27 protein-coding genes are annotated in these 26,397 nt (G+C 67.0%); 2 read left to right on the forward strand and 25 right to left on the reverse strand.

Annotated features, from left to right (window positions below):
• Nucleotides 1–6: 6 nt before the first annotated feature.
• The 13 genes from msbA to BMZ38_RS08700 form a co-directional block, all read right to left on the reverse strand.
• A complete protein-coding gene (gene msbA / locus BMZ38_RS08640; protein ID WP_091336376.1) occupies nucleotides 7–1,779 on the reverse strand; it encodes a lipid A export permease/ATP-binding protein MsbA in 1,773 nt (590 codons plus the stop codon).
• The gene (locus BMZ38_RS08645; protein WP_091336378.1) at nucleotides 1,779–2,207 is read right to left on the reverse strand and encodes an ExbD/TolR family protein; all 429 of its coding nucleotides are present in this window, start codon (nucleotides 2,205–2,207) and stop codon (nucleotides 1,779–1,781) included. The genes msbA and BMZ38_RS08645 overlap by 1 nt, the downstream gene beginning before the upstream one ends.
• A 4-nt stretch (nucleotides 2,208–2,211) precedes the next feature.
• A complete protein-coding gene (locus BMZ38_RS08650) occupies nucleotides 2,212–2,856 on the reverse strand; it encodes a MotA/TolQ/ExbB proton channel family protein (RefSeq protein ID WP_091336380.1) in 645 nt (214 codons plus the stop codon).
• A gap of 114 nt (nucleotides 2,857–2,970) precedes the next feature.
• Nucleotides 2,971–5,277, reverse strand: coding sequence for a DNA internalization-related competence protein ComEC/Rec2 (locus tag BMZ38_RS08655; protein ID WP_245747207.1), 2,307 nt, complete (start codon nucleotides 5,275–5,277; stop codon nucleotides 2,971–2,973).
• 159 nt (nucleotides 5,278–5,436) lie between these two features.
• Nucleotides 5,437–6,156, reverse strand: a complete 720-nt coding sequence (gene lolD, locus BMZ38_RS08660; protein WP_245747206.1) for a lipoprotein-releasing ABC transporter ATP-binding protein LolD — start codon at nucleotides 6,154–6,156, stop codon at nucleotides 5,437–5,439.
• Entirely contained in the window at nucleotides 6,149–7,393 is a 1,245-nt protein-coding gene (locus tag BMZ38_RS08665; RefSeq protein WP_091336382.1) for a lipoprotein-releasing ABC transporter permease subunit, read from the reverse strand. Before BMZ38_RS08665 ends, lolD begins: the two co-directional genes overlap by 8 nt.
• A gap of 161 nt (nucleotides 7,394–7,554) precedes the next feature.
• A complete protein-coding gene (locus BMZ38_RS08670; protein ID WP_091336385.1) occupies nucleotides 7,555–7,980 on the reverse strand; it encodes a protein YgfX in 426 nt (141 codons plus the stop codon).
• Nucleotides 7,952–8,191 (reverse strand): FAD assembly factor SdhE, encoded by a 240-nt coding sequence (locus tag BMZ38_RS08675; RefSeq protein ID WP_091336387.1) that lies wholly within the window; start codon nucleotides 8,189–8,191, stop codon nucleotides 7,952–7,954. The genes BMZ38_RS08670 and BMZ38_RS08675 overlap by 29 nt, the downstream gene beginning before the upstream one ends.
• Nucleotides 8,192–8,423: 232 nt before the next feature.
• Nucleotides 8,424–9,203 (reverse strand): succinate dehydrogenase iron-sulfur subunit, encoded by a 780-nt coding sequence (locus tag BMZ38_RS08680; RefSeq protein WP_091336389.1) that lies wholly within the window; start codon nucleotides 9,201–9,203, stop codon nucleotides 8,424–8,426.
• A gap of 78 nt (nucleotides 9,204–9,281) precedes the next feature.
• A complete protein-coding gene (gene sdhA / locus BMZ38_RS08685) occupies nucleotides 9,282–11,069 on the reverse strand; it encodes a succinate dehydrogenase flavoprotein subunit (protein WP_091336391.1) in 1,788 nt (595 codons plus the stop codon).
• A 5-nt stretch (nucleotides 11,070–11,074) separates the two neighbouring features.
• A complete protein-coding gene (gene sdhD / locus BMZ38_RS08690) occupies nucleotides 11,075–11,470 on the reverse strand; it encodes a succinate dehydrogenase, hydrophobic membrane anchor protein (RefSeq protein WP_091336392.1) in 396 nt (131 codons plus the stop codon).
• Nucleotides 11,467–11,862 carry a succinate dehydrogenase, cytochrome b556 subunit gene (gene sdhC / locus BMZ38_RS08695; RefSeq protein WP_091336394.1) on the reverse strand — a complete coding sequence of 132 codons (396 nt, stop codon included), beginning with the start codon at nucleotides 11,860–11,862 and terminating at the stop codon, nucleotides 11,467–11,469. Before sdhC ends, sdhD begins: the two co-directional genes overlap by 4 nt.
• An 85-nt stretch (nucleotides 11,863–11,947) precedes the next feature.
• The gene (locus BMZ38_RS08700) at nucleotides 11,948–12,115 is read right to left on the reverse strand and encodes a DUF1674 domain-containing protein (protein WP_091336396.1); all 168 of its coding nucleotides are present in this window, start codon (nucleotides 12,113–12,115) and stop codon (nucleotides 11,948–11,950) included.
• Nucleotides 12,116–12,229: 114 nt separating this feature from the next.
• Between BMZ38_RS08700 and ygfZ the strand changes: the two genes are divergently transcribed.
• A complete protein-coding gene (ygfZ, locus tag BMZ38_RS08705) occupies nucleotides 12,230–13,021 on the forward strand; it encodes a CAF17-like 4Fe-4S cluster assembly/insertion protein YgfZ (protein WP_091336398.1) in 792 nt (263 codons plus the stop codon).
• Between the two features lie 65 nt (nucleotides 13,022–13,086).
• On the opposite strand, the gene BMZ38_RS08710 is transcribed toward ygfZ, so the two are convergent.
• From BMZ38_RS08710 to cmk, 12 genes are all read right to left on the reverse strand, one after another.
• Nucleotides 13,087–13,518 (reverse strand): GNAT family N-acetyltransferase, encoded by a 432-nt coding sequence (locus BMZ38_RS08710; RefSeq protein WP_091336399.1) that lies wholly within the window; start codon nucleotides 13,516–13,518, stop codon nucleotides 13,087–13,089.
• Nucleotides 13,515–13,847 carry a tRNA-binding protein gene (locus BMZ38_RS08715; protein WP_245747205.1) on the reverse strand — a complete coding sequence of 111 codons (333 nt, stop codon included), beginning with the start codon at nucleotides 13,845–13,847 and terminating at the stop codon, nucleotides 13,515–13,517. The genes BMZ38_RS08710 and BMZ38_RS08715 overlap by 4 nt, the downstream gene beginning before the upstream one ends.
• A 2-nt stretch (nucleotides 13,848–13,849) precedes the next feature.
• Nucleotides 13,850–15,139: an NAD(P)/FAD-dependent oxidoreductase gene (locus tag BMZ38_RS08720; RefSeq protein WP_091336403.1), complete on the reverse strand. Its 1,290-nt coding sequence runs from the start codon at nucleotides 15,137–15,139 to the stop codon at nucleotides 13,850–13,852.
• A gap of 175 nt (nucleotides 15,140–15,314) precedes the next feature.
• Nucleotides 15,315–15,452, reverse strand: a complete 138-nt coding sequence (locus tag BMZ38_RS17750; RefSeq protein WP_175483700.1) for a hypothetical protein — start codon at nucleotides 15,450–15,452, stop codon at nucleotides 15,315–15,317.
• A 209-nt stretch (nucleotides 15,453–15,661) separates the two neighbouring features.
• Nucleotides 15,662–16,534, reverse strand: coding sequence for a UTP--glucose-1-phosphate uridylyltransferase GalU (gene galU / locus BMZ38_RS08725; RefSeq protein ID WP_091336404.1), 873 nt, complete (start codon nucleotides 16,532–16,534; stop codon nucleotides 15,662–15,664).
• A complete protein-coding gene (locus BMZ38_RS08730) occupies nucleotides 16,535–18,457 on the reverse strand; it encodes a polysaccharide biosynthesis protein (protein ID WP_091336406.1) in 1,923 nt (640 codons plus the stop codon).
• Entirely contained in the window at nucleotides 18,444–19,541 is a 1,098-nt protein-coding gene (locus tag BMZ38_RS08735) for an MraY family glycosyltransferase (RefSeq protein WP_091336408.1), read from the reverse strand. Before BMZ38_RS08735 ends, BMZ38_RS08730 begins: the two co-directional genes overlap by 14 nt.
• Nucleotides 19,481–20,653 (reverse strand): lipopolysaccharide assembly protein LapB, encoded by a 1,173-nt coding sequence (gene lapB, locus BMZ38_RS08740; RefSeq protein ID WP_091336410.1) that lies wholly within the window; start codon nucleotides 20,651–20,653, stop codon nucleotides 19,481–19,483. Before lapB ends, BMZ38_RS08735 begins: the two co-directional genes overlap by 61 nt.
• The gene (locus BMZ38_RS08745) at nucleotides 20,650–20,907 is read right to left on the reverse strand and encodes a LapA family protein (RefSeq protein WP_091336412.1); all 258 of its coding nucleotides are present in this window, start codon (nucleotides 20,905–20,907) and stop codon (nucleotides 20,650–20,652) included. Before BMZ38_RS08745 ends, lapB begins: the two co-directional genes overlap by 4 nt.
• A 184-nt stretch (nucleotides 20,908–21,091) precedes the next feature.
• A complete protein-coding gene (locus BMZ38_RS08750) occupies nucleotides 21,092–21,391 on the reverse strand; it encodes an integration host factor subunit beta (RefSeq protein ID WP_091336414.1) in 300 nt (99 codons plus the stop codon).
• An 85-nt stretch (nucleotides 21,392–21,476) separates the two neighbouring features.
• Entirely contained in the window at nucleotides 21,477–23,150 is a 1,674-nt protein-coding gene (rpsA, locus tag BMZ38_RS08755; protein WP_091336416.1) for a 30S ribosomal protein S1, read from the reverse strand.
• Nucleotides 23,151–23,337: 187 nt separating this feature from the next.
• Nucleotides 23,338–24,018 carry a (d)CMP kinase gene (gene cmk / locus BMZ38_RS08760; RefSeq protein ID WP_091336418.1) on the reverse strand — a complete coding sequence of 227 codons (681 nt, stop codon included), beginning with the start codon at nucleotides 24,016–24,018 and terminating at the stop codon, nucleotides 23,338–23,340.
• 273 nt (nucleotides 24,019–24,291) lie between these two features.
• Between cmk and BMZ38_RS08765 the strand changes: the two genes are divergently transcribed.
• Complete coding sequence (locus BMZ38_RS08765; protein ID WP_091336566.1) at nucleotides 24,292–26,304, forward strand: NADPH-dependent 2,4-dienoyl-CoA reductase; 2,013 nt, start codon at nucleotides 24,292–24,294, stop codon at nucleotides 26,302–26,304.
• Nucleotides 26,305–26,397 lie beyond the last annotated feature (93 nt).

The raw sequence follows: 26,397 nt of genomic DNA on the forward strand, positions 1-26,397 counted from the left end.
GACGCCTCAGCCTTCTTCCTGTTCGTGGAACTGCATGCGGTGCAACGCGGCGTATTGACCGCCCAAGGCTACCAATTCCGCGTGAGTGCCGCGTTCAACGATCCGTCCCTGGTCCATCACGGCGATCTGGTCGGCATGCTCGATGGTGGAAAGCCGGTGCGCGATGACCAGCGTGGTGCGGTCGCGCATGAGGCGCTGCAGAGCCTGCTGGATCAGCCGTTCGGATTCGGTGTCCAGCGCGCTGGTGGCCTCGTCCAGCACCAGGATCGGCGCGTTCTTGAGGATCGCGCGGGCGATCGCCAGCCGCTGGCGCTGGCCGCCGGAGAGCATGCCGCCACCCTGCCCGATCGGGCTGTGGATGCCCTGCGGCATGCGCTGGATGAACTCCATCGCGTTGGCCGCCTCGGCCGCGGCGACGATGTCCGCTTCGCTTGCGCCGGCGAGCTCGCCATAGGCGATGTTTTGCGCCACGGTGCCGTCGAACAGCACCACGCTCTGCCCCACCCAGCCGATCTGCCGCCGCAGCGAGGCCAGCGTGTATTCGCGGTAGTCATGCCCGTCGAGTACGATGCGCCCGGCGCTGGGCTCCTGGAAACGCGGCAGCAGGCTGACCAGGGTGCTTTTGCCGCTGCCGGAGCGGCCGACCAGCGCGGTCACGGTGCCGAGCGCGCAATGCAGGTCGACGCCACGCAGGGCTTCGATTTCGCTGCGCGGATACTGCAGGCGGATGCCTTCGAAGCGAAGGTCGCCATGGGTGCGGTCCAGTTCCAGCCGGCCGGTGTCCTGCTCCGGCGGCAGGTCGATCACCTCGAACAGGTCCTCGGCCGCGGAAAGGCCGCGCTGGATGGTGCCCTGCACGTTCGCCAACCGCTTCAGCGAAGGCATCATCGCGCCCATGGCCGTCAGCACGGTGACGAACACGCCGGGCGAAATACCGTCGATCACGTTCGGCCGCGTCGCCAGGTACACCAGCAGCGCGAGCGCCAGCGCCGCGACACTTTGGATGGCCGTGCTCGAGCTGGCACTGGTGGTGGCGATCTTCATGTTGAGGCGACGCGCGCGGTGCGACACGTCGGCGAAACGGGCGGCCTCGTGCTGCTGGCCGCCGTAGACGCGCACTTCCCGGTGCGCCTGGACCGACTCGTCCACCGCGCCGGTCACCGAGCCCATCGAACCCTGGATGCGCCGGCTGATCTGCCGGTAGCGCCGGCTCACCATGGTGGCGACCAGCGCGATGCCAGGCGCCATCATCAACAGCGTGAGCGACAGGTAGGTACTGTTCCTGAGCATCACGTACAGCATGCCGATGACGGTGACGCCCTCGGTCACCACAATCTTGAGCGCGTCGGTGGAGGCCGACGCCACCTGCTCGCTCGTGTAGGTGATGCGGGATATCTGCTGGCCGGACGGCTCGTTACCGAAGAACGCCGCCGGCAGCCTCAGGTAGGCGGCGAACACATCGGCCTGCATCGCCTGCACGACGTTGCGGCCCACGTAAGAGATGCCGTAGCTGCTGATGAAGGTGCCGATGCCGCGCACGGCGAAGATCCCCACGATCCAGATCGGCATCCAGAAAATCAGGTACGGATCCTTCTTGGCGAACAGGTCGTCGATCATCGGCCGCAGCTTATCCGTGAAGGCAGTCAGCGCGCCGCCGTCGAGCGCCATGCCGATGATGGCCACCACGCCCACCAGCCACCAGCGCCGCGTGTAGCCGAGCAGCCGCTTGTAGACGCGCAGGCTCTGGGCGTCCCAGATGGCCACCTTGCGGCTGGCCATCAACTCGATGGCTCCTGGCTGGGCGTGGTGGCGATCGACAGGTGCGTGAAGCCGAGCTGGCCGAGCGCGTCCATCGCGGTGACCACGTTCTGGTGCGGCGTCTGGGCGTCAGCGCGGATGGTGACCGGACGGTCACGATCCTGGCCTGCGACGCGCGCGATGGCCTGCTTGAGCGGCTCGACGCCCTGCCCCATTACCTCGTCGCTGCCCACGTAGCTGCGGCCATCGCGGTCGATCATCACGGTCAGAGCCGGGGCCTGCATGTCGCGGTCTTCAGCGCTGGCCTGCGGCAGCGTGACTTGCAAGCGCGAGTGCTGCACGAACGTGGTGGTCAGCACGAAGAACATCAGCAACGTCAACAGCACGTCGATCAGCGAGATCACGTTGATCTCGAAATCGTCCTGGCGACGGTCGGAACCGATACGCATGTGCTCAGCCTGCGTTGGAAGCGGCAGCCGCCGTCGTGCGGCGCGGACGCGCCACCGGTGCCGCGGTACCGGTCAGGTCATCCAGCAGCGCGGTGGCCTGCTTTTCCATGTCGATGCAGTAGCCGGCCACCTTGGAGCGGAAGTAGCGATGCAGCACGTAGGCCGGGATCGCCACCACCAGGCCGCTGGCGGTGCAGATCAGTGCCTCGCCGATGCCGCCGGCCATCTTGGTCGGGTCGGCCATGCCGCCGCCCATCACCTGCATGAACATGCGGATCAGGCCGATCACGGTGCCGAGCAGGCCCAGCAGCGGTCCGATCAGGGCGATGGTGCCGAGCGTGTTGAGGTAGCGCTCCATGCGATGCACGACGTGGCGGCCGGTGTCCTCGATGCGCTCCTTGATCTGCTCGCGCGGACGATTGCGCACGGCCAGCGCGCCGGCCAGCAGTTCGCCGAGCGGCGAGCCGGCAGCAAGGGCGTCCAGATGGGCAGGATCGAGTTGCCCGCTGCGCGCCCACTGGCGCACTTCTTCACCAAGCCCGTCCGGAAGCACGGCCTTGCGGCGCAGGGTCCACCATCGCTCCAGCACGATCGCCAGGGCCACCGCCGAACAGATCAGGATGGGTGCCATTGCCCATCCGCCCGCCATCAGAATTTCAAGCACTGCCTAACTCCTGCCAAGGCTACTTCCCAAGGAGAGGCCGCATCATAGCAGTCCCTTCACATCGTTCCGCGGTGCGCTTGGCAGTTGCAAAACCGCCGTTTACTCGCGCCAGTAGCGCGGTGCGCGCTGGCGCCAGGTGGCCGCCACAGCGGGCGCGGCGGTGGGCGTTGCGTCAATCTCGACGGCGCCGCGCGTCGCCGTGTCCAGCAGCGGCACGCCCGCTTCGGCGTAACGCCGGATCACCAGCGGATGCGGATGGCCGAAACGGTTGTGCCAGCCGGCCGAAACGACCGCGAGGCGGGGCGCGATCGCGGCGATGAACGAGGGCGAGGACGAGTGCCGGCTGCCGTGGTGCGGGACCACCAGCACGGTCGGCCGTGCTGGTCCGACCGCGGCAGCGACGGCCGGCTCCGCCCCGCTGCTGATGTCGCCCGTCAGCAGCAGGCGCCCGCCCGCGCCGTCCACGGCCAGCACACAGGAGCGGTCGTTGCGCTGGCCCGTTGTGTGCGAACCCGGCGACAGCACGCGGAAAAGGACGCCATCCCAGCGCCACGCCTGTCCCGCCCGGCACGGCTTCATCGGCAGCGGCATGCGGGCCGGCTCTCCTGCATAACGCGCCGCCTGGGGGAAGGCATCGGCCACGGCCCGCGCGCCGCCGGCATGGTCGTTGTCGGCGTGGCTGACCATCAACAGGTCCAGCCGGCCGATACCGAGCGCGTGCAGTGCGGGCACGACCACCGCCTCGCCAAGGTCGAAGCCGGACGGGTAGCGCGCGCCGGCGTCATAGACCAGTGCATGGCTGCGAGTGCGCACCACCACCGACAGTCCCTGCCCCACGTCCAGGACCCAGGCCTGGAAGCCACCCTCGGTCGGAGGGTGCGCGACTGGCCGGACCAGCGGCAGGAACAGCAGCAGGCCGAGCCCGCGCAACGGCAGGCCGCGTGGAGCGAACAGCCACAGCGCACCCAGCGTCGCCAGCAGCAGCGCCCATGGCGACACCTCCGGCAGATACCAGTGCGCACCGGGCCAGGTCGCCATCCGTTCGAGCAGCCACCATTGGACGTGTGCAAGTACGCCAGCGAGCTTCAGCACGGGTGCCGCGGCCGGCGGCGCCAACAGGAGCAGCAACATGCCGAGCAAGGCGCACGGCACGATCACGAAGCTCACGAAGGGCACCGCGATGAGGTTCGACAATGCGCCAATCAGCGAGGCCTCCCCGAAGAACCACAGCGTCAGCGGCAGCAGCGCTACCGTCATCACCAGCTGCCCGGCCGACAGCTCGTGGAGGAAGCCGCGCAAGCCACGCGGGCGTGCCTCCAGGCACAGCATCAGGAACGCCACGCCCACGAACGAAAGCCAGAATCCGGCCGACAGCACGGCCAGCGGATCGGCCAGCAGCATGGCAACCAGTGCCAGGCCCAGGGTCTGCCCACCGCCGATGGCGCGCCGGCTGCAACGCGCCAGCGCCACCACGGCGATCATCAGCAGCGTGCGCACCGTCGGCAGCCCGAAGCCGGCCAGCAGGCCATAAAAGCCCGCGGCCAGCAGCGCCGCGGCGGCCTGCGCCGGAAGCCGCGGGAGCCGCAGCGCCAGGCGCGGCCACAGCAGGAACAGCAAGCGCACCAGCGCGACGCCGAACAGCGCCGCCACGCCTACGTGGAAGCCGGAAATGGCAATGAGATGGGGCACGCCATTGGCGCGGGCGACCTCCCAGTCATCCTGGTCCAGGCCGCGGGTGTCGCCGATGGAGAACGCTTTCACCAGTGCGGCATCGTGGGGATCGCTGATGGCGGCGCCGATGCCGCGGGCGATCCGGTCGCGCAGGCCATCAATGCAGCGCCCGTGTCGCAACAACCGATTGATGCCATCTGCGCGCACGTAGCCGGTGGCAGCGATACGCTTCTCCAGCGCGCTGCGCTCGCCGTCGAAGCTGCCGGGATCGAGCAGACTGCGGGGACGGCGCAGCCGCACGTGCAATCGCCAACGCGAGCAGGCCGGCAGTACCGGCGCATCGTCATACCAGCTCAGGCGAATGCGACCGCGCAGCGGCACCGGTTTCCCGCCCAGGCTTGCCTGGTCGACATCCAACACGAACCGGGCAGCGTCGGTGCGCACTTGCGGCAGGCCGGAGAGCGTACCGACGACATCCAGGTCGCGCTGTTCCAGGTCGCGCGGCAAGCGCAGGTCGAGCGCGAGGGTGCCGCGCCATATCGCCCATGCCGCTCCCAGCAGCACCAGCGCCGGCAGGCGCAGGCGTGGCCAGCGCAGGCTCACCCACAGGACGATCAAACCCGGTAGCGCACTCCATGCGGGCGACGGCAGGACGGGCAACCATTGGACGGTCGCCACGCCGAGCAACAGGGCGACGCCGGTGGCCGCCGCACCGGGCATCCGTGCCTCGTGCATTCAACCCTCCCGTGGGGAAGGTCCAGCCTAACGGGTGAAGGATGCCTGCGTGGCTGAAATACGTGTAGGCGTTCGACGCCGGCACCATCTACGAGTCGGGCTTCAGCCCAACCGTGGCCAGCAGGTGTGGTGAGCTGGAGCCGGCCCGGCGCATCGCGCTCAGGCCAGCGGTGCGCGGGCCTTTTCCTGCAACACGCCGTTGTGCAGCTCGAGCGTGCGATCCATCTTCGCCGCCAGCCGGTGGTCGTGGGTGACCAGGATGAAGCTGGTGCCAACCTCGCGGTTGAGCTCGAGCATCAATTCATACACCTGCGCAGCATTGCCCTCGTCAAGATTGCCAGTGGGCTCGTCGCCGAGCACGCAGGCCGGCCGGGTGACCAGCGCGCGCGCCACCGCGCAACGCTGGCGTTCGCCGCCGGAAAGCTCCGCCGGCTTGTGCTCTTCGCGCTTACCCAGCCCTACCCGCTCCAGCAGCACGCGCGCCTGGCGCTGGGCTTCGTTGACAGCCACGCCGCGGATCAGCAGCGGCATGCATACGTTCTCCAGCGCGGTGAACTCGGGCAGCAGATGGTGGAACTGGTAGATGAAGCCCATCGACTGGTTGCGCACGCGGCCGCGCTCGGCGTCGGAGAGCCTGGAGAGGACGCGGCCTTCGATCTCGACCTCACCGCGGGTGAGCGTGTCCAGCCCGCCAATGATGTGCAGCAGCGTGCTCTTGCCCGAACCGGAGGCGCCGACGATCGCCAGCGTCTCGCCGCGCCCGAGGGTAAAGTTGACGTCGCTCAGCACTTCGGTCTTCAGATCGCCTTCCTCGTAGGTCTTGGCGATCCCGCTGGCGCGCAGCACGATGTTCTTGTCCATGGTCATGGGCTTATTCATAGCGCAGCGCCTGCGCCGGCTGCGTGCGCGAGGCGCGCCACGCGGGATAGAGCGTCGCCAGCAGCGAGAAGATGAAGGTCACCAGCGTCACCCAGCCGACGTCGCTGGCAACCAGCCGGCTGGGCACTTCGCTGATGTAGTAGACGTCCGGGGAAAGAAACACGATGCCGGTGACGTGCTCGATCCATTTGACGATGGCGGGCAGCTTCCATGACAGCAGCGAGCCGAACCCCACGCCGAAGCCGATGCCGACGATGCCCACCAGTACGCCCTGGACCATGAACATGGCCATGATGCTGCGCGGGGTCGAACCGAGCGTGCGCAGGATCGCGATGTCGGCCTGCTTGTCGGTGACCAGCATCATCAACATCGAGATCAGGTTGATCACCGCAACCAGGATGATCAGCGACAGGATGATGAACATCACGTGCTTCTCCATCGAGATCGCGGAGAAGAAGTTGGCGTGGCTGTCCATCCAGGTCTGCACGACGTAGAACTGGCCCAGCGCATCGGCCAGTTGCTTTGCCACCGGGCGGGCATTGAACAGGTCGTCGAGCTTGAGGCGAATACCGGTCGGTCCGTCCAGGCTGTCGAGCTTCTCGGCGTCGTGCATGTTGACCAGCGCCAGGCCCGAGTCGAACTCCTGCATGCCGAGCTCGAAGATGCCCACCACGTGGAAGCCACGCAGGCGCGGCACACTGCCCATCGGCGTTCCGCGGAACTCCGGCACGGCCATCGTCACGCGGTCACCCACCGTCACGCCCAGCGTCAGCGCCAGCTCCTTGCCCAGCACGATGTTCCAGCTGTCGGGCTTGAGCTCGTCGAGGCTGCCCTCGACCATGTGCGTGTTGATGTCCGAGACCTTCGGCTCCTGGCTTGGCTCGACGCCACGCACCATCGCGCCGCTGGGCCGACGGGCCTGCAGGAAGGCTTCCATCTCGACGTAGGGGGCAGCGCCCTTCACGTGCGGGTTGGCCTCGGCAATCTTCACGGCACGTGGCCAGTCGCGCACCGCCTCTCCCGGCAGGCCCGAGACGGTTGCGTGGGAGATCGCGCCCAGGATGCGTGAGCGAAGCTGGTAATCGAAGCCGTTCATCACCGACATCACCGTGATCAGCGCCATGACACTGATGGCAATGCAGACGATCGAAATGGTGGAGATGAACGAGATGAACTGGTTGCGGCGCTTGGCGCGCGTGTAGCGCAGGCCGATGAACAGTTCGAGCGGTCGGAACATGGGCGGTCGCTTCTTCCGGTCGATGGGCGGGCCGCCCGACAGTGCATTATCCGGTATTCGCTCGGACCGTGCCCACGATAGAAAGTGCCATGCGATCGCGCCGCGAGGGCGCCTTGGGAACCCGGCATCTGCGTGCACGGCAGGCTCGCTCGGGAGCGCGACTACAGGATCCCGGCAGCGGGAGATTGCGCGGCCAGGCGCATGCGCAGGCGACGGCGGATGTCCGGATCGCTGTTGTCCGGCGCCAGCAGCAGGATTTCGGTTGCGCGATCGGTCTGCAGCCGCAGCAGGACACAGGTGCCGATCACGCGATGGGAGAGGAGCGTGGCCGGAAGCTGGCTGCGGTCGGCCTGGTAGAGCGCCCAGCCGTCGGACCCGTAGCCCACGCCGGCGATACGCGAACGCGCCGAGCGGCGCGCAGCGGCGAGAGCCAGGAACAAGACGCCCGTCCCCAGTACAAGCTTGAATCCTAGAGGCACACCGCTCAGCGCGATGGCGACGCAGGCAAGTGCCGCAACCATGGCCAGCAGCTGGCGCGGCACGCGCGATGGCCGGTAGTCAAAGCCGATGGCGGGCGCGGATGTCATCGATGATCGCCTGCCAATCGGTGCGCGGGGCTGGCGCGTGGCCCATGATCCAGTCCCAGAGATCCGGGTCCTGGGTGTCGAGCAGCTCGTCGAAGGCTTGCTGCGTAGCGGGGTCAGCGCTCGCGTACCGGTCGTCCAACCAGCCGCCGAGCAGGGCGTCGAGCTCGCGCGTGCCGCGGCGGGCACGCCAGCGCAGGCGAGAGAGGCTCATGCGGAGGCGCCGCTGTCGGCTCCCCCTCCCCTGCGGGGAGAGGGTTGGGGTGAAGGGCGGGGCTTGCGAAAAAAGTGGGACAACGCCTCGGCGCGTCTTGCCGGACTTGCGGGCAAGGCACCCTTCGCACGATCCGGTTGCATGGCGGCGGCTCTGTTGGAAGTGTTTCGCAAGAGTGGCCCCTCACCACAGCCCTCACCCGCAGGGGAGAGGGCGCCAGATTGTGCGGCTCTTACGAGCGGCGCTCGACCATCAGTTTCTTGATCTCCGCGATTGCCTTGGCCGGGTTGAGACCCTTCGGGCAGGTGCGCGCGCAGTTCATGATGGTGTGGCAGCGGTACAGCTTGAACGGATCTTCCAGGTCGTCCAGGCGGCCACCGGTGTCCTCGTCGCGGCTGTCGGCGATCCAGCGGTAAGCCTGCAGCAGGATCGCGGGCCCCAGGTAGCGGTCGCCGTTCCACCAGTAGCTGGGACAACTGGTCGAGCAGCAGGCGCACAGGATGCACTCGTAGTAGCCGTCCAGCTGCTTGCGGTCCTCCGGCGACTGCAGGCGCTCGCGCGCCGGCGCCGGGCTCTGCGTGCGGATCCACGGCTTGATCGAAGCGTACTGCGCGTAGAAGTGAGTCAGGTCCGGCACCAGGTCCTTGACCACCGGCATATGCGGCAGCGGATAGATCTTGACGTCGCCCGAAGCGCAGTCGTCGATCGCCTTGGTGCAGGCCAGCGTGTTGGTGCCGTCGATGTTCATCGCGCAGGAGCCGCAGATGCCTTCGCGGCAGGAGCGGCGCAGCGTGAGCGTCGGGTCGATCTCGTTCTTGATCTTCAGCAGCGCGTCCAGAACCATCGGCCCGCACGTGGCCATGTCGACCTCGTAGGTGTCGATGCGCGGGTTCTGGTCGTCGTCCGGGCTCCAGCGGTACACCTTGAAGGTGCGCGGCTTCTTGGCGCCCTTGGCCGGGTAATGCTTGCCGGACTGGATCTTGGAATTCTTCGGTAGCGTGAACTCTGCCACGGTGACCTCGCATGGTCTGTGCGCTCATCCATGAGCGCGAGAATCAAAAAGCGGCCATCCATGGCCGCACTCTGAAATTCAGTAGACGCGCTTCTTCGGCGGCACCACGTCGACCTCGTCGGTCAGCGTGTACATGTGCACCGGGCGGAAGTCGAAGCTGGTCTGGCCCGCATCGCTCAGGCTGACCAGGGTGTGCTTCATCCACTGCTCGTCGTTGCGCTCCGGGAAATCCTCGCGCGCATGGGCGCCGCGGCTCTCGGTACGCTGCTCGGCCGAGTGCATGGTGACTACCGCCTGCGCGAGCAGGTTGGACAGTTCCAGCGTTTCGATCAGGTCGGAGTTCCACACCAGCGAGCGGTCCGTGACGCTGACGTCCTTGAACGAGTCGAACACCTCGGAGATACGGCGCTTGCCCTCGGCCAGCGTCTCGCCGGTGCGGAACACCGCCGCATCCTTCTGCATGGTCTTCTGCATCTCGGCGCGGATCTGCGCGGTGGGCTTGCTGCCCTTGGCGTTGCGCAGCGCGTCGAAGCGACCCAGCGCGCCATCGAGGATGCTCGCTGGCAGGTCCTTGTGCAGCGTGCCAGGCTGGATCAACTCGGCGCAGCGGCCCGCGACCGCGCGACCGAACACCACCAGGTCGAGCAGCGAGTTGGAGCCCAGGCGGTTGGCGCCATGCACCGACACGCAGGCCGCTTCGCCGATGGCAAAGAGGCCCGGCACCACGGCATCGACGTCGTCGCCCTTCTTCTGCACGACCTCGCCGTGGTAGTTGGTCGGGATGCCGCCCATGTTGTAGTGCACGGTCGGGATGACCGGGATCGGTTCCTTGGTCACGTCCACACCGGCGAAGATGCGCGCCGATTCGGCGATACCCGGCAGCCGCTCGTGGATCACGTCGGCGCCCAGGTGCATCAGGTTGAGGTGGATGTGGTCCTTCTCGGGACCGACGCCGCGGCCCTCGCGGATCTCGATGGTCATCGCGCGGCTGACCACGTCACGCGAGGCCAGGTCCTTGGCGCTGGGCGCATAGCGTTCCATGAAGCGCTCGCCCTCGGAGTTGGTGAGGTAGCCACCCTCGCCGCGCACGCCTTCAGTGATCAGGCAGCCGGCGCCGTAGATGCCGGTGGGATGGAACTGCACGAACTCCATGTCCTGCAGCGCCAGGCCCGCGCGCAGCACCATGCCGCCGCCGTCGCCGGTGCAGGTGTGCGCCGAGGTCGCGCTGAAGTAGGCGCGGCCGTAGCCGCCGGTAGCCAGCACCACGGCATGGCCGCGGAAGAAGTGCAGCGTGCCCTCGTTCATGTCCAGCGCGAGCACGCCGCGGCAGACACCGGCCTGGTCGAAGATCAGGTCGATCGCGAAGTACTCGATGAAGAACGCCGCGTCATGCGCCAGCGCCTGCTGGTAGAGCGTGTGCAGGATCGCGTGACCGGTGCGGTCGGCCGCGGCGCAGGTGCGCTGCGCGGTCCCCTTGCCGTAGTGCGTGGTCATGCCGCCGAACGGACGCTGGTAGATCTTGCCTTCCTCGGTGCGCGAGAACGGCACGCCGTAGTGCTCCAGCTCGATGATCGCCGCCGGCGCCTCCTTGCACATGTACTCGATCGCATCCTGGTCGCCGAGCCAGTCGGATCCCTTGATGGTGTCGTAGTAGTGGAAACGCCAGTCATCCTCGCCCATGTTGCCCAGCGCGGCGGAAATGCCGCCCTGCGCCGCGACGGTGTGCGAGCGGGTCGGGAAGACCTTGGTGATGCACGCGGCCTTGAGGCCCTTCTCGGCCAGGCCGAAGGTGGCGCGCAGGCCCGCGCCACCGGCGCCGACCACGATCACGTCGTACTTGTGTTGCTGAACCTTGTAGGCTTCCATCGAACTCACGCTCCCAGGGCGATGCGCAGCACCGCGAGCACGCCCGCCAGGGTGGCGAGCACGGCAATGAACTTGATCGCCATCAGGAGCGTGGCCTCCTTCCAGCGCGTGTGCACGTAGTCCTCGATCACCACCTGCAGGCCGAGCACGGCGTGCCAGAACGCGGTGACGACGAAGGCGATCAGCAGCACGGCGTTCCACGGCCGGGCGACCAGTGCGCGGGCGGTAGCGTAGTCGGCGTGCAGCATGCGCAGCACCAGCGTGACCAGCCAGATGCCCAGGCCCACCAGCGCGATGGCGGTGACGCGCTGCACCCACCAATGGCTCACGCCATGCTGGGCCGAGCCCAGGCCGCGGGCCTTCTTCAGCGGGTTGCGGTATTCCTTCGGATAGGCGCTCATGCGGCGGCTCCCAGGGTCAGCACGTAGGCCCATACGGCCGCGGTCAGCAGCAGGCTGACGATGATCGAGGCCCAGCTCGAGCGGACGAACTGCACGATCTCGTACCCGTAACCGCCGTCCTGCACCAGGTGACGGATGCCGTTGCACAGGTGGTAGAACAGCGACCAGCTCCAGCCGATCAGCAGGATGATCCCTACGGGGCTGCCGACGAAGGCGGTGAAGTGCTTGAACCGCTCCTCGCCCCCGGCCAGCGCGATCAGCGCCCACGCGACCAGCAGCAGGCCCACGGACAGGGCGATGCCGGTGGCGCGGTGCAGGATGGAAGTCACCATCTGCACTTGCCATTTGTAGACGGAAAGATGCGGTGAGAGCGGTCGTCGCGTGTCTGCCATGGCGGCTGTCCGTGTAGTGGATTCGCGTCTCGCCCGAGTCGCCCGCTCCTGATCGCCTGTGCCGGCTCGCGCCGACCCGGCGGCATCAGAAGTCGATGCAGCGTCCGTTCTTTTCCCAGTCGCCGTAGCGGGTGGGATCCGGCGCTGGCCGCTCCGTTCGCGTCTCGCCCTGGGCCGGCCGCGCGGGCACGGCGGTCTGCTCCGCGGGCGCGGAAGCAGGGGCGGGTTCGGTCTGGGAGGAGGTCTCGGACATAAGTAAAGCCGCAGAAGCGTAATACGCGCTGACCGCGCAGCACAACCTTGACGCTGGGTGAAAAGCGGCGTCCACACCTTGCCTTCGCGCGCTCGATCCCTTATCTCATGCGCCATGCCATGCCCCTACTCCGCCGAGCTCGTCTCTATCGAAGGCACCGACGCGATCGCTTTCGCGCAGGCGCAATTCAGCAGCAATCTCGCCTCCCTCGCCGATGGCCGATGGCAGTTCAGCGCCTGGCTAAATGCGCAGGGACGCGTGAAGTTCCTGTTCCACCTGGTGCGGCTGGACGCCCAGCGACTGCTGCTGTTGCTGCGCGGCGGGCAGGCCGAGGCGCTGGCCATCGAGCTGAGGCGCTACGTGTTCCGAGCGAAGGCGGCCATCACGCCGCATGCAGCACGCCCGCTCGGCACAGGCAACCCGTTGCCGCTGTACGCAGCAAAGCAAACAGGGGACGCGCTCGTTGTCGGCTGTGGCCCGTACAGCCTGAAGGTCGATGCCGCGGCCGACGGCAACTGGCGATTGGCGCAGTTGCGCACGAGCTGGCCATGGCTGCCGGAGTCCCTTGCCGGCGAGATGCTGCCGGCATGGCTTGGCCTGGGAACACTGGGCGCCACGTCGCTCGACAAGGGCTGTTATCCAGGCCAGGAAATCGTAGCGCGCATGCATTACCGCGGTGGCAGCAAGCGCCATCTGCACCACGTGCGCCTGTCGCGGGTGGTGCCGCCCGGCAGCGTGCTGGACGTGCATGGCCTGGCGGCCATCCAGTTGCTCGACGTGGTGCCGGTGGATGCATCGGCCGAAGCGCTTGCGGTGGTTCATGAAGACGCGCAGACCGGCCTGGCCTCGGGCATCGAAGCCATCCACGGGGGCCAGCCGCTGGCCGTTCTGGGGACCGAGCGCTGACGGCATCGCAAGAAGCCGGACGCAGCTCTGGGTCATACCCGAGAGAAGACGTGCTCGGTGCCTGGTCAGCCCAGGTGGCGCGTATAGACGTGCTGGCTCTTGTTCCGCACGTAACCCAGCCCTTCGTAGAAGGGATGCGACGCCCGGCGCTGCACGTTGGAACGCACCAGCACGAGGCCGACGCCCTGCTCCCTCGCCCAGGCCTCGGCCGCGGCCGCCAGTGAGCGCCCCACGCCGCCACGGCGGACCGTGCTGTCGACCACCAGGCCAGTGATCTCCACGCGCTCGCCGCCTTCCAGGCTCAGGCGACGCGCGACGGCAATCCAACCACCGAGCGCGCCCTCCCTATCGATCACGCACACACACTGGCGTGGATCAGCCGCCAGCGCCTCCAGCCGCGCGACCATGGTTGCCGCGTCGACCGGATAGCCCAGCTCACCCGCCAGTCGCGCGATCTCGCTGGCATCGGCCATGCGCGCCGGGCGGGGCGCGTTCATGCCAGACGAGCGCCGTTGGGCACCGGCCGCTCGACCGTGGTGACCACCACGCCCGCGTCGGTGTGGAAGCCGGTCAACAGGAACTGCGAGCGGAACGGGCCGATCTGCTTCTCGGGAAAGTTGAGCACGCCGACGATCTGCTTGCCGACCAGTTGCTCGGACGCGTACAGCGCCGCGATCTGTGCGCTGGTCTTGCGCTCGCCATAGGGGCCGAAGTCGGCCCACACTTTCCATGCCGGCTTGCGCGCCTCGGGAAACGGCTCCACCCGCACGATCGTGCCGGCCACGATCAGGACTTTCTCGAAGTCCGCCCAGCTGATCTCTTCCACGCTCATCCTTCCAGTCTCGTCTTCAGCCAATCCTGCAGTTCCGCGCGCCAGTAGCTCGCCTGCGCCGCCACGAACCCCAACGGGCGATACGTCGACGCCAGGCCGTAGTCGGTGAACTGACGCCACGCCGGGTCGCCTTCGGCGATCGCCGCCGCCAACAACTCACCGGCTGCACAGGTAGAGCTCAGGCCATGGCCACCGAACGCCTGCGCCCACCACAATCCGTCCTCGCGACCGCCGATCTGCGGCATCTGGTGGCGCGCGTAGCTCATCAGGCCCGACCAGGCGTAGTCGACACGCACGTCGCCCAGTTGGGGAAACACGCGCAGCAGGTCCCGTCGCAACAGCCGCTGTACCGCACGTGGCGAGCGATCGAGCACCGAGATGCGGCCGCCCCAGAGCAGCCGCGTGTCGGGCAGGGGCCGGTAGTAGTCGAAGGCGAACCGGGTGTCGTAGATGGCCGCGCGTGTGGCCAGGCAATCGGCCAGGCGGTCGCCCAGCGGCTCGGTCACCATCACGTAGGTGGCGATCGGCAGGATCGCGCGGTCGATCTGGCGCCGCAGTCCCGCCAGGTACCCGCCGCACGCGAGCACCACCTGCTCGGCGAGCACTTCGCCGCTTGCAGCCTGTACGCGCCAGCGGTTGCCTTCGCGCTGCAGCCGCCGCACGCCGCTGTGTTCGTGGACGCGCACGCCCTGCGCGGCCGCCGCGCCGGCCAGGCCGATCGCGTAGTTCAGCGGGTGCAGGTGCAGCGCATCGCGTTCGAACAGGCCATCGTGATAGCGCGTGCTGTGGATGCGCTCTCGCAATTGCGCCTCTGGCAACCATTCCCATGCCACGCCGTAATGCTCCACCAGCAGCTGCTGGCGCGCTCGCAACACTCCGGGGTCACGGAACCAGTTGGCCCAGATCACGCCAGCGTCGACCGCATCGCAGGGAATCGCATAGTCGGCCACGCGCTGGCGGATGCGGTGCACGCCATCGATCGTGCGCTGGAACAATGCCCGTGCACGCGCCTCGCCCAACTGATCGAGCAAGGCCTGCTCGCCCAGCGAATAGCCGGCGAACACGAAGCCGCCGTTGCGCCCGGAAGCGCCATAGCCGACCTGTGCGCGCTCCAGCAATACCACGTCACGCAGCCCGCGCTCGGCCAGGCCCAACGCCGTATTGAGTCCGGCAAAGCCACCACCGATCACGGCCACGCGCGCTTCATGCCGGCCTTCGAGCGGCGCATACGCCTCGTACGGCGTGGCCGTGGCGCGATAGTAGGAGGTAGCGGTCGACGGCGTCATGGGGTCGGGCCAGTCGGGTTGACGGCCGAGCATATCGCGGCGCGCGATGCTATTCGACCAGCCCGACGCCCGGCACGCGCTCGCCGCTGGGTGCCTGGTGGTCGACGACACGTGCGCGATAGTTTCTTGCGCCATGCGGTTGCCGGACGAGCGAGGCCGAGCGGGCGCAGCCCACTCAGGCATCGTCCGGCACTTCCACGTCGGCGAGGGCGGAGGCAATCGGCACCTGGCCGCGATCCTTCGGGCGCAATGCATACACGCTGCCACGCAACGACCAGGTGGTTTGCGGCGGGTCGCGGTCAGGCGGCTGCACGTACGGCCAACTGGCCGGCTGGCCGGTGGCACAGTTCGGCTACCACCGGCCAGTGCACGTTGCTTACGCGAACCGACGACTCGCCCGGAATCAGTCGAGTCACTCCCGCCATCACGCAAGCGGGCGGGTCGCCCCCGATCCGATGGACCGGTACGCGTTCAAAGCCATGCCGCGCTTTGTAGGAAAAGCCCGCCGCGACAACCAGAGGATCAGAGCTGGCCGACGAATTCACGCACGACCGGCGCCAGCTTGGGGTCCTGCATGGCCATGTGCATCGTGGCGCGGACCAGGCCGGCCTTGTTGCCGCAATCGAAGCGGGTGCCTTCGAAACGATAGGCAAGCACCTTGCCTTGCTCCATCAGCAGTGCCTCGATCGCGTCGGTGAGCTGAATTTCGCCGCCGGCGCCCGGCTCGGTCTGTTCCAACAGTTCGAAGATACGTCCCGGCAGCACATAGCGACCCACCACAGCCAGGTTGGAGGGTGCATCGGCAGGCTTGGGCTTCTCCACCATGTAGCGGATGCGAGCGCTGCGCTCATCGACCGGCTCGGCATCGACGATGCCGTACTTGTCGGTCTGATCGTGCGGCACTTCCTCCACCGCGATCACGCCGGCATGCTCGGCTTCCGCCAGCGCGGCCATCTGGCCGAGGGCACCCCTGCCGCGGTTCCAGATCAGGTCATCGGGCAGGATGATGCCAAACGGTTCGTTGCCCACCACCGGTTTCGCGCACAGCACGGCATGGCCCAGGCCGTGGGCCTCGGGCTGGGTTACGAAGATCGCGCGCACGTTGGACGGCAGCGTGCCCTGCACGAGCGCGAGCAACTCGTCCTTGCCCTTCTCCTCCAGTTTGGCCTCGAGTTCGTAGGCTTTGTCGAAATAATCGGCGATGGCGTGCTTGTAGCGATTGGTGACGAACACCAGGGTGTCGGCGCCGGCGTCCACCGCTTCATCGACCGCGTACTGGATCAGCGGCTTGTCCAGCACCGGCAGCATTTCCTTGGCGACCACCTTGGTCGCCGGCAGGAAACGCGTGCCGAGTCCGGCCACGGGGAACACCACCTTGCGCAACGGCTTGGTCACTCAGTTTTCTCCTGTTTCGATACGGCCCTGTTCGATGCGGCCCGCCTCGCGGCGGATCGAGACCACGTTGTCCGGCTGCGCCGTGTCGCTCCAGCGGAACGATGGCAGCAGGCTGGACACGCAGCGCCTGAGTTCATCTTCATTGAACGCTGCAGTGGCGTCGCAGGCCTTGTTGAGCAGCGCCTGCAACAGCTCCCACGACACCTCGCGATGTTGCGCGAGGAAGATCTTGGCGTGCGCGGTCGCGCTGTAGTTCTCCAGCTGGTGGAACAGCTCTTCGAACAACTTCTCGCCTGCACGCAGGCCGGTATAGACGATCGGCACCTCGGTGCCCGGCTTCTTGCCGGCCAGGCGGATCATCTGTTCGGCCAGGTCGCGGATCTTCATCGGCTCGCCCATGTCCAGCGCGAAGATCTCGCCGCCCTGCCCCAGGCACGCAGCCTGAAGGATGAGCTGGCAGGCCTCCGGGATGGTCATGAAGTAGCGGGTGATTTCCGGATGGGTGATGGTCACCGGGCCACCGGAGCGGATCTGCTGGCGAAACAGCGGCACCACCGAGCCCGCCGAATCGAGGACGTTGCCGAACCGGACGGTGATGTAATGCGTGGCCGAATGCGCATTGAGGTTCTGGCAATAGATCTCGGCCACGCGCTTGCAGGCACCCATCACGCTGGTCGGATTGACCGCCTTGTCGGTCGAGATCAGCACGAAGCAGCCGACCTCGAATTCGTTGGCGAGGTCGGCCACCGTGCGCGTACCCAGCACGTTGTTGCGGAACCCGGCGCGCAGTTGCTTCTGCAACATGGGCACGTGCTTGTACGCAGCCGCGTGGAAGACCACCTCGGGCTTGACCTCGGCAAAGGTCTTTTGCATCGCCACGCGGTCGCCGCAGTCGCACAGGACGCATTCGAGCAACAGCTCCGGATAGTCGCCGCGCAACTCCTTGCCGATGGCGTAGAGGTTGTATTCGCTCTGTTCGACGATGGTGAGCGACTGCGCGCCAAGCCTCGCCACCTGCCGGCACAGCTCCGAGCCGATCGAGCCACCGCCGCCGGTGATCAACACGCGGCGACCGGTGAGGGTTTCGCGGATGGCCGTCCAGTCCAGCTCGACCGCATCGCGGCCAAGCAGGTCCTCGATCGCCACTTCCTTGATCTCGTTGAACTGCGCGCGGCCGGCAACGACGTCCTCGAGCCGCGGAACGGTTCGGTATGGCAGGCCGGTCTGGTCGCACAGCTCGACCACCCGGCGCATCTGCCCGGTGGTGGCCGCGGGCAGCGCGATCAGCAGCATCTCCACCGCCGCCTCGCGCGCAAGCTCGGGCAACTGGTCGATGCAACCCAGCACCGGATGCCCGTTGATCGAGGCGCCGCGCAGGCTCGCCTTGTCGTCGACGAAACCGATCACGCTGTACCGCCCGTCGTGCCGAAGGTCGCGCGACAGCGCCTCGCCCGCGCGATCGGCTCCTACGATCAGCACGCGCTTGGAGGTACGCGTGCTGAACAGGTCGAGCCTGCTGTCCTTCCAGAACCGGTACGCCAGCCGAGGCAAGCCCAGCAGCAACGTCAACGCCACCGGATAGAGCAGCAGCACCGAACGCGGTACGCCTTCCATGCGCTGGTAGAGGAACAGCGCCAGGCCGATCGCTACCGTGCCGACGACGGCGGCCTTGAGGATGTTCCAAAGATCCGGCAGGCTGGCGAAGCGCCAGACACCCTTGTACAGGCCCGTCCAGGTGAAGATCAGCCCCTGCATCGCCAGCACGATGGGGAACTCCAGCACATCGAAACTACCGTCCTGGCCTGAAACGGTAGCGTAGCGCAGGGCCTTGGCGATCCACCAGGCAAACCCGGCCATCGCCAGGTCGTGCGCGACCACGGCGATGCGCGGATGGATGAGGGCGATCCATTTACGTGGCGACATGACGATCCTTCATTGATGCTCGCCGCATGCAGCGGCGCTTGCTAACGATCCATGTTGCGCCGGCCACCGTATAGACGGCGGCACAGGCGGGCAATGCCATGGCCGGATATTGACTCGCGGCGACCGCCGCCGGAGCGGCGACGAGCAGGTTCCAGCCCAGGTACCACGCGGCTGCCCGCGCATGCGTGCCGCCGGATCGTACCAGCCACTGGTAAAGATGCTCGCGGTGCGGAGCATACCAGCGCCTGCCGCGTAGGAAGCGGTTCAGCAACGTCAAGCTCGCATCGGCAACGAAACTCGATCCGAGGATGAGTGCCGGCCAGACCAGCGCCGGTTCAATCCGCCACAACATGGCCGAAAGCGCGAACAGCAGAAGCCCGACGCTGCCGCTGCCGACGTCGCCCATGAAGATGCGCGCCGGCGGCCGGTTGTAGAGCCAGAATCCCAGGCAGGCAGCTGCCGTGGCGAAACCCGCTCCGGCCAACGCCGGCTGTCCCGCGCTGGCGGCCAGGCAACCGAGTCCTGCCGCCACGAATATGCCCTGCTGCGCCAGCAGCGCATCGATGCCGTCCATGAAGTTGTGCAGGTTGATGCTCCAGCCGCCGGCCAATACCAGCAATGGCAGCCATCCCCAAGCCAGGCCTGCGTCGGCGAGCAGTGCACCGCCGACGAACGCGGTCGCCAGCAACTGCACGCCCAGCCTCGGCCATTGCCGCAACGGCCGATGGTCGTCCCACCAGCCGATCGCGGCCACCAGCACGAGAGCCAGCTCCAGGTTCGCGATCGTGGGTGCGTCCCACGGCCCGGCCAAGCTGCAAAGGATGCAGGGCAGCACGACCAGGCACGCCAGCACAATGCCGATGCCCCCCCCGCGTGGGGTTGGCAGCGTGTGCGAGCGGCGCTGGCCTGGCTGGTCCAGCATGCCGCGCCGACGCGCATAGGCGATCGCGCCGCGTACCGCCAGCGCCGCGATCGCCAGCGCCACCAGACTCCATCCCAGCACGATGGCGAGTTCGACGCGGGTCACTCGTTGGCGACGCCGTGGATCGGACGGATCGTGCTCCAGCCCTTGCAACTGGGGCATTGCCAGTGGTGCGCCTTGGCACCGAAGCCGCACCGGCTGCAGCGGTACATCGCCTGGCCCTCCAGCAGCTTGCGGGTGAGGTCGCGCAGGATCAGGAAGTTCTCGCGCGCCTCGCCGTCGATCTTGTCCATGGTGGCATCGATGAGCGCCATCAGGCCGCGTACCGACGGGCGCTGGCGCAGTTGCGAGGTCAGGAAATCGATGCCGGCGCGCTCGCCATCGCGCTGGTGGTACAGCTTGGTCAACGCCAGCACCGGCGAGATCCCGTGGTAGCGCGCCAGGATGTCGCGCAGGAAGTGCTCCGCGCGCTCCATCTGCCCGGTACGGGCATAGCTGTTGAGCAACGGCGGCAGGATTTCCGGCACGAAGGCGATGTCCGCGCCGACGGCTGCCTCGTAGGCTTCGACGGCCTCGGCGTGCTCGCCGGCTTCGGCATGCAGCCTGCCGGTGAGCATGAAGGCGCGCACGCAATCGGCCTGGCATTCGAAAGCCTGCCGGAGGTAGCCGCGCGCTTCCGCTTGCGCACCGTGCTGGCGCGCCTGTTCGGCCAGCTCGCAATAGAACTGCGCAATCATCGGGGACTCGTCGTCGCCGGTCATCGCCTCCAGCCGGCGGGCATGGTCGATGGCCTTGTGCCAATCGCGCTCGTGCTGGTAGATCGCAACGAGGTGCCGCAGTGCCGACGGCGCGTGCGCATTCATCGCGACCAGGTCGGAGAACAACGCTTCGGCGCGATCGAGCAAACCGGCGCGCATATAGTCCTCACCCAGCTCAAGCAGAGCCACGGTTTTCATTGCTTCGGTCAGGCCCGGTCGCGACACCAGATGCTGGTGCAGGCGGATCGCGCGGTCGACTTCGCCGCGACGGCGGAAAAGATTGCCGAGCGCCAGGTGGGTTTCGACGGTATCGCGGTTGTATTCGGCAAGCTTGAGGAATACCTCGATCGCCTTGTCCTGCTCTTCGTTGAGCAGGTAATTGAGGCCACGAAAATAATCGGAAGACAGTTCGCTGACCCGCATCCCCGAACGGTGCACAGCGGCACGGCGGGCCGCGAACCATCCGCTGGCGAAAGCGGCCGGCACCAGCAGGAGCAGCACGTAGAGGACGTTCATGCGCGGGCCGGCATCTTCCCGTTGGACCGGCGCTCGCGGCGCAGCACGCGACGATGGTGAAGGCTCATGCCCAACCAGGCGGTGAGCCCGCCCAGCAGCCAGCCGATCACCAGGGCGACCAGCAGCCCCGCGCCCTTTGGGGTCGTCACATGGAAAAAGCCCAAGTCATAGCTCACCGGGTCGGCATTGAGCGCGCCGATGACCACTCCGGCGGCGATGAAAAGCGCGAGGATGAGCAGGGCAATCAATCGCATCGCGCGACTTTACCCGAATCGGCTTGAACTGGCACGGCTGTTTACCCTGGGTCTGGCGCCTTTATCCCCGCTCCGCGGTGCCTGGCCAGCCCAGACCGCAGGCGACAAAAAGGCAGGACCGGCTCGCGCCGCCTGCCTCGACTACACCGACCGGAAAGCCGGAAGCCCCGGTCTGGAAACGCCATCAGGCCATTTCGGCCTGCAGCGCCAGGTTCACGCGTTCGCGCAATTCCTTGCCAGGCTTGAAATGTGGTACGTGCTTGCCCGGCAGGGCCACCGCTTCGCCGGTCTTGGGGTTGCGCCCCATGCGCGGCGGCCGATAGTGCAGCGCGAAGCTGCCAAAGCCGCGGACCTCGATGCGCTCACCCTGGGCCAACGCGTGGCTCATCTGCTCGATCACGCTCTTGACCGCGAGTTCGACGTCGCCAAACGCAAGATGGGTCTGGCGCCTGGCCAGCGCCTCGATCAGTTCGGATTTGGTCATGGGTCCCCAATGTCCGTGACGTTAAACGGCGGGGCGGCTTGGTGCCGCCCCGCTTCGTACTCAAGTCATTGTAATTATAAAGGAATTACTCGGACTTGTTGAGCTGCTCCTTGAGCAGCGCGCCCAGCTTGGTGGTGCCACCGGAAGCGGAGCCGTATTCGGCCATCGCGTCATGCAGATCTTCCTCGTCCTTGGCACGGATCGAGAGCGCCAACTGGCGGCCCTTGCGGTCCATGCCGGTGAACTTGGCTTCCACCTTGTCGCCGACCTTCAGGTGCTGGGTGGCGTCGTCGATGCGCTCCTTGGCGATGTCGTTGGCGCGCAGGTAACCCTCCACGCCCTCGCCCAGGTCGATCACCGCACCCTTGGCGTCCACTTCCTTGACGGTACCGTTGACGATGGTGCCACGCGGATTGTTGGCCATGAACTGACCAAACGGATCCTGCTCCATCTGCTTGATGCCGAGGCTGATGCGCTCGCGCTCCGGATCGACCGCCAGCACCACCGCTTCGATCTCGTCGCCCTTCTTGAAGTTGCGCACGAGGTCTTCGCCCGACGCCTGCCAGGAGATGTCGGACAGGTGCACCAGGCCATCGATGCCGCCGTCCAGGCCGATGAAGATGCCGAAGTCCGTGATCGACTTGATCTGGCCGGAGACCTTATCGCCCTTCTTGTGCATGGCGGCGAAGGCTTCCCACGGGTTGGAGCGGGTCTGCTTGATGCCCAGCGAGATGCGGCGACGCTCTTCATCCACGTCCAGCACCATCACTTCGGTCTCGTCGCCCACCTGCACGACCTTGGCCGGGTTGACGTTCTTGTTGGTCCAGTCCATCTCGGACACGTGGACCAGGCCCTCGACGCCCGGCTCGATCTCGACGAAGCAGCCGTAGTCGGTGACGTTGGAGACCTTGCCGAACAAGCGCGAACCGACCGGGTAGCGACGCGAGATGTTGACCCACGGATCGTCGCCGAGCTGCTTGAGACCCAGTGAAACGCGGTTGCGCTCGCGGTCGTACTTGAGCACGCGCACGTCCAGCTCATCGCCGACGTTGACGACTTCGGACGGATGACGGACGCGCTTCCACGCCATGTCCGTGATGTGCAGCAGGCCGTCGATGCCGCCCAGGTCCACGAATGCGCCGTAGTCGGTGAGGTTCTTGACCGTGCCCTTGACCACCGCGCCCTCGGTCAGGCGCTCCAGCAGCTTCTCGCGCTCCTCGGAGAACTCGGTCTCGACGACGGCGCGGCGGCTGACGACCACGTTGTTGCGCTTGCGGTCGAGCTTGATGATCTTGAACTCGAGGTCCTTGCCCTCGAGGTACACCGGGTCACGGACCGGGCGCACGTCGACCAGGGAGCCCGGCAGGAACGCGCGGACGTCCTTGATGTCGACGGTGAAGCCGCCCTTGACCTTGCCGGAGATCTTGCCGGTGATGGTCTCTTCCTTGTCGAAAGCCTGCTCGAGGTCGTCCCACACCATCGAACGCTTGGCCTTCTCGCGGGAGAGCTTGGTCTCGCCGAAGCCGTCTTCCAGGGCGTCGAGGGCAACCTTCACCTCGTCGCCTACCTGCACTTCCAGCGTACCCTCTTCGTCCCTGAACTGCTCGATCGGGACGATGCCTTCGCTCTTGAGGCCGGCGTTGATCACGACGACGTCGTTGCGGATTTCCACAACGATGCCGGTGACGATGGCACCCGGCTTCAGCTTGGCGATGGCCTGCTGGCTCTGTTCAAACAGCTCGGCAAAACTTTCAGTCATGTTGATTCCAGAAATGAGAAAAGGCCCAAAGCCCCTTGTGCGCGCCGTCGGATTGATATGCGCACGAGCTAACCGGCCCACCGGTTGTGGGTGTCGCAGAAAACGCGCCCTGTGACGGACCGCCCTGTCGGCACCGTTGACCAAAACCCCCGCCGCGGCGGAGGCGCCTAAAGCCGCGTACAGCCGGTCAGGGCTGCACGACGGCAAGTACTTTCGCGACCACGGCGTCGATCGGCATGCCGGTGGTATCCACCAGAACCGCGTCGTCGGCCGGGCGAAGCGGGGCGACGGTACGCGAAGCATCGCGTTCGTCACGCGCCTCGATCTCGCGCTGAAGGGCGCCAAGTGTAACGTTCAGCCCCTTTTCCTTCAACTGCTTATAGCGCCTTTTCGCCCGCTCGGCGGCGCTGGCGGTCAGGAACACCTTGAATGGCGCGTCGGGGAAGATCACCGTGCCCATGTCGCGCCCGTCGGCGACCAGGCCCGGGCTCTTGCGGAAACCCAACTGCAGATCGACCAGAGCCTGCCTTACCGAAGGGATCGAGGCGATCGCCGAAGCGGCGGCACCGGCGGTTTCCGTACGCAGTTCATCGGTGGCATCGTGGCCGTTGACGATCACCCGCGTGTCGCCACCGTCGGCGGGGGCCTGGAAACGGATTTTCGTGGACTGTGCGCAGCGGGTAACCGCCTCGGCATCGGACAGGTCCAATCCTTCGGCCCCGGCCGCATAGCCTACCGCCCGGTACAGAGCGCCCGAATCGAGCAGCCGCCAACCCAACTGCTCGGCGACCAGGCGGCTGATGGTGCCCTTGCCCGACCCGGACGGCCCGTCGATGGTGAGGACTGGGACCGGCGGCGTGCGGCTCATGGGGCTCCCGATGCGGCAAAGCCCCATGTTAACGCGTTGATCACCCTCCTGGCGCGTGCTATCCAGCCGCGCATTCGCCGTTGCAGTGCCATCCGCCATGGCCGATCTCCGCCGCGAGTTCGAACAGCCCGCCGGAAGTATCAAGCGTCCGGGCAACCGTCAGGACAACGATAAGCTGCTCAAGCTCCATCCTTGTACAGACCACACCAAGGCTTGCTTGCTTTCCCTCCGTCCTCCCGGCACATTCATACGACCGTTTGAATGGACGCCGGCATGCATTACCCGCACCTGTTCGCCCCACTGGACCTGGGCCATGTCACCCTGCCCAATCGCATCCTCATGGGCTCGATGCACACCGGCCTTGAAGACCGCGCATCCAACTACGGCAAGCTGGCTGCCTACTTTGCCGAACGCGCCCGCGGCGGCGTCGGCCTGATAGTCACCGGCGGCATCGCTCCCAGCATCGAAGGCTGGCTCAAGCCGTTCGGCGGGCGCCTGTCGATGCCTTGGCATGTGGCGCGGCACCGCAAGGTGACCCGTGCGGTGCATGCCGAGGGCGGGCGCATCTGCATGCAGATCCTGCATGCAGGCCGTTACGGCTATCACCCCCTCTCGGTGGCCCCCTCGAAGCTCAGGTCGCCGATCACGCCATTCACGCCGCGCGCCCTGTCCGCCCGCGGCGTGGCGCGTACGATCGGCGACTTCGTGCGGTGCGCGCAACTCGCCCGCGAGGCGGGCTATGACGGCGTGGAGGTGATGGGTTCGGAGGGTTACCTGATCAACCAGTTCCTCGCATCGCGGACCAACCAGCGCCAGGATGCCTGGGGTGGCGACGCCAGGCAGCGCATGCGTTTACCGGTCGAGATAGTGCGCCTCACGCGCGAAGCGGTCGGGCGCGACTTTGTGATCATCTACCGGTTGTCGATGCTGGAGCTCGTCGAGGGCGGGCAATCATGGGACGAGATCGTGGCGCTGGCCAAGGCCATCGAGGCCGCCGGCGCCAGCATCATCAATACCGGCATCGGCTGGCACGAGGCGCGCGTGCCGACAGTCGTGACCTCGGTGCCGCGCGCCGGGTTCGCCTGGGTCACGCGACGGCTCAAGGGCGAAGTCAGCCTGCCGCTGGTGGCGACCAACCGCATCAATATGCCCGAGGTGGCCGAACGGGTGCTGGTCGCCGGCGATGCCGACATGGTCTCGATGGCGCGCCCGTTCCTGGCCGATCCGGCGTGGGCCGCCAAGGCGCGTACCGGTCGTGGCGCCGCGATCAACACCTGCATCGCCTGCAACCAGGCCTGCCTGGACCACGTGTTCCAGGACAAGCGCGCCAGTTGCCTGGTCAACCCGCGCGCCTGTCATGAAACCGAATTGATGATCGTGCCGGCGGCGCGGGCGAAGCGTATCGCGGTGGTCGGCGCCGGCCCGGCCGGACTGGCCTGCGCGACCACCCTGGGCGAGCGCGGGCATGCGGTGACCCTGTTCGAACAGGCATCCGACATCGGCGGCCAGTTCAACTATGCCAAGCGCATCCCCGGCAAGGAGGAATTTTACGAGACGCTGCGCTATTACCGCCATCGTCTTGCCGAATTGGGTGTCGGCATTCAGCTGGGTTGCCATGCCGAGCCTCAGACGTTGCAGGGTTTCGACGAAGTGATCGTGGCGACCGGGGTGGTGCCACGGCAGGTGCAGTTCCCCGGCAGCGACGATCCGCGGGTGCTGGGCTATCTGGACGTGCTCGCGCACGACCACCCGGTAGGCCCGCGGGTGGCGATCATCGGCGCCGGCGGCATCGGCTTCGACGTCGCCGAGTTTCTGGCCGAGCGGCCGCCCTCCCCCACGCTGGACCCCGTCCTCTGGGCGCAGGAGTGGGGCGTGGACCGCACGCTCGCCAACCGTGGCGGCCTGGTTGCACCGGCGCCCGAGCCGCCGGCCCGGCAGGTCTGGTTGCTGCAGCGAAGCGAAGGCCGCCCAGGCTCACGTCTGAATAAAACCACCGGCTGGGTCCACCGCGCCACGCTCAGAGCACGGCAGGTACGTATGCTCGGCAACGTGCGATACCAGCGATTCGACGATGCCGGACTGCACATTCTGCTGGACGGCCAGCCGCAGCTGCTGCCGGTGGACAACGTGGTGGTCTGCGCAGGGCAGGAACCGTCCCGCACGCTGGCTGACGCCCTGCTCCAGGCCGGCGTGAAGCCGCACGTTATCGGTGGCGCCGACGTGGCGGCCGAACTCGATGCCAAACGGGCGATCGCCCAAGGCACACGGCTGGCCGCGTCGCTCTAGGACGCCGAAAAGGAAAGCGCCCCGCGAACGACGCGTCGGTGTCGGCTCTGGGGGAGGAGGACCGAGACCGCGGGGTAGCGTCGCTGCGGGGCG

It is taken from the genome of Frateuria terrea, assembly GCF_900115705.1.
Classification (GTDB): Bacteria; Pseudomonadota; Gammaproteobacteria; order Xanthomonadales; family Rhodanobacteraceae; genus Frateuria_A; species Frateuria_A terrea.

Excerpts from the sequence above, each read along its gene's own strand:
- msbA (WP_091336376.1), bottom strand. The coding sequence starts at position 1,779 with ATGGCCAGCCGCAAGGTGGCCATCTGGGACGCCCAGAGCCTGCGCGTC.
- BMZ38_RS08645 (WP_091336378.1), bottom strand. The coding sequence starts at position 2,207 with ATGCGTATCGGTTCCGACCGTCGCCAGGACGATTTCGAGATCAACGTG.
- BMZ38_RS08650 (WP_091336380.1), bottom strand. The coding sequence starts at position 2,856 with ATGGCGGGCGGATGGGCAATGGCACCCATCCTGATCTGTTCGGCGGTG.
- BMZ38_RS08655 (WP_245747207.1), bottom strand. The coding sequence starts at position 5,277 with ATGCACGAGGCACGGATGCCCGGTGCGGCGGCCACCGGCGTCGCCCTG.
- lolD (WP_245747206.1), bottom strand. The coding sequence starts at position 6,156 with ATGAATAAGCCCATGACCATGGACAAGAACATCGTGCTGCGCGCCAGC.
- BMZ38_RS08665 (WP_091336382.1), bottom strand. The coding sequence starts at position 7,393 with ATGTTCCGACCGCTCGAACTGTTCATCGGCCTGCGCTACACGCGCGCC.
- BMZ38_RS08670 (WP_091336385.1), bottom strand. The coding sequence starts at position 7,980 with ATGACATCCGCGCCCGCCATCGGCTTTGACTACCGGCCATCGCGCGTG.
- BMZ38_RS08675 (WP_091336387.1), bottom strand. The coding sequence starts at position 8,191 with ATGAGCCTCTCTCGCCTGCGCTGGCGTGCCCGCCGCGGCACGCGCGAG.
- sdhA (WP_091336391.1), bottom strand. The coding sequence starts at position 11,069 with ATGGAAGCCTACAAGGTTCAGCAACACAAGTACGACGTGATCGTGGTC.
- sdhD (WP_091336392.1), bottom strand. The coding sequence starts at position 11,470 with ATGAGCGCCTATCCGAAGGAATACCGCAACCCGCTGAAGAAGGCCCGC.
- sdhC (WP_091336394.1), bottom strand. The coding sequence starts at position 11,862 with ATGGCAGACACGCGACGACCGCTCTCACCGCATCTTTCCGTCTACAAA.
- BMZ38_RS08700 (WP_091336396.1), bottom strand. The coding sequence starts at position 12,115 with ATGTCCGAGACCTCCTCCCAGACCGAACCCGCCCCTGCTTCCGCGCCC.
- ygfZ (WP_091336398.1), top strand. The coding sequence starts at position 12,230 with ATGCCATGCCCCTACTCCGCCGAGCTCGTCTCTATCGAAGGCACCGAC.
- BMZ38_RS08710 (WP_091336399.1), bottom strand. The coding sequence starts at position 13,518 with ATGAACGCGCCCCGCCCGGCGCGCATGGCCGATGCCAGCGAGATCGCG.
- BMZ38_RS08720 (WP_091336403.1), bottom strand. The coding sequence starts at position 15,139 with ATGACGCCGTCGACCGCTACCTCCTACTATCGCGCCACGGCCACGCCG.
- BMZ38_RS08730 (WP_091336406.1), bottom strand. The coding sequence starts at position 18,457 with ATGTCGCCACGTAAATGGATCGCCCTCATCCATCCGCGCATCGCCGTG.
- BMZ38_RS08735 (WP_091336408.1), bottom strand. The coding sequence starts at position 19,541 with ATGCCCCAGTTGCAAGGGCTGGAGCACGATCCGTCCGATCCACGGCGT.
- lapB (WP_091336410.1), bottom strand. The coding sequence starts at position 20,653 with ATGAACGTCCTCTACGTGCTGCTCCTGCTGGTGCCGGCCGCTTTCGCC.
- BMZ38_RS08745 (WP_091336412.1), bottom strand. The coding sequence starts at position 20,907 with ATGCGATTGATTGCCCTGCTCATCCTCGCGCTTTTCATCGCCGCCGGA.
- BMZ38_RS08750 (WP_091336414.1), bottom strand. The coding sequence starts at position 21,391 with ATGACCAAATCCGAACTGATCGAGGCGCTGGCCAGGCGCCAGACCCAT.
- rpsA (WP_091336416.1), bottom strand. The coding sequence starts at position 23,150 with ATGACTGAAAGTTTTGCCGAGCTGTTTGAACAGAGCCAGCAGGCCATC.
- cmk (WP_091336418.1), bottom strand. The coding sequence starts at position 24,018 with ATGAGCCGCACGCCGCCGGTCCCAGTCCTCACCATCGACGGGCCGTCC.
- BMZ38_RS08765 (WP_091336566.1), top strand. The coding sequence starts at position 24,292 with ATGCATTACCCGCACCTGTTCGCCCCACTGGACCTGGGCCATGTCACC.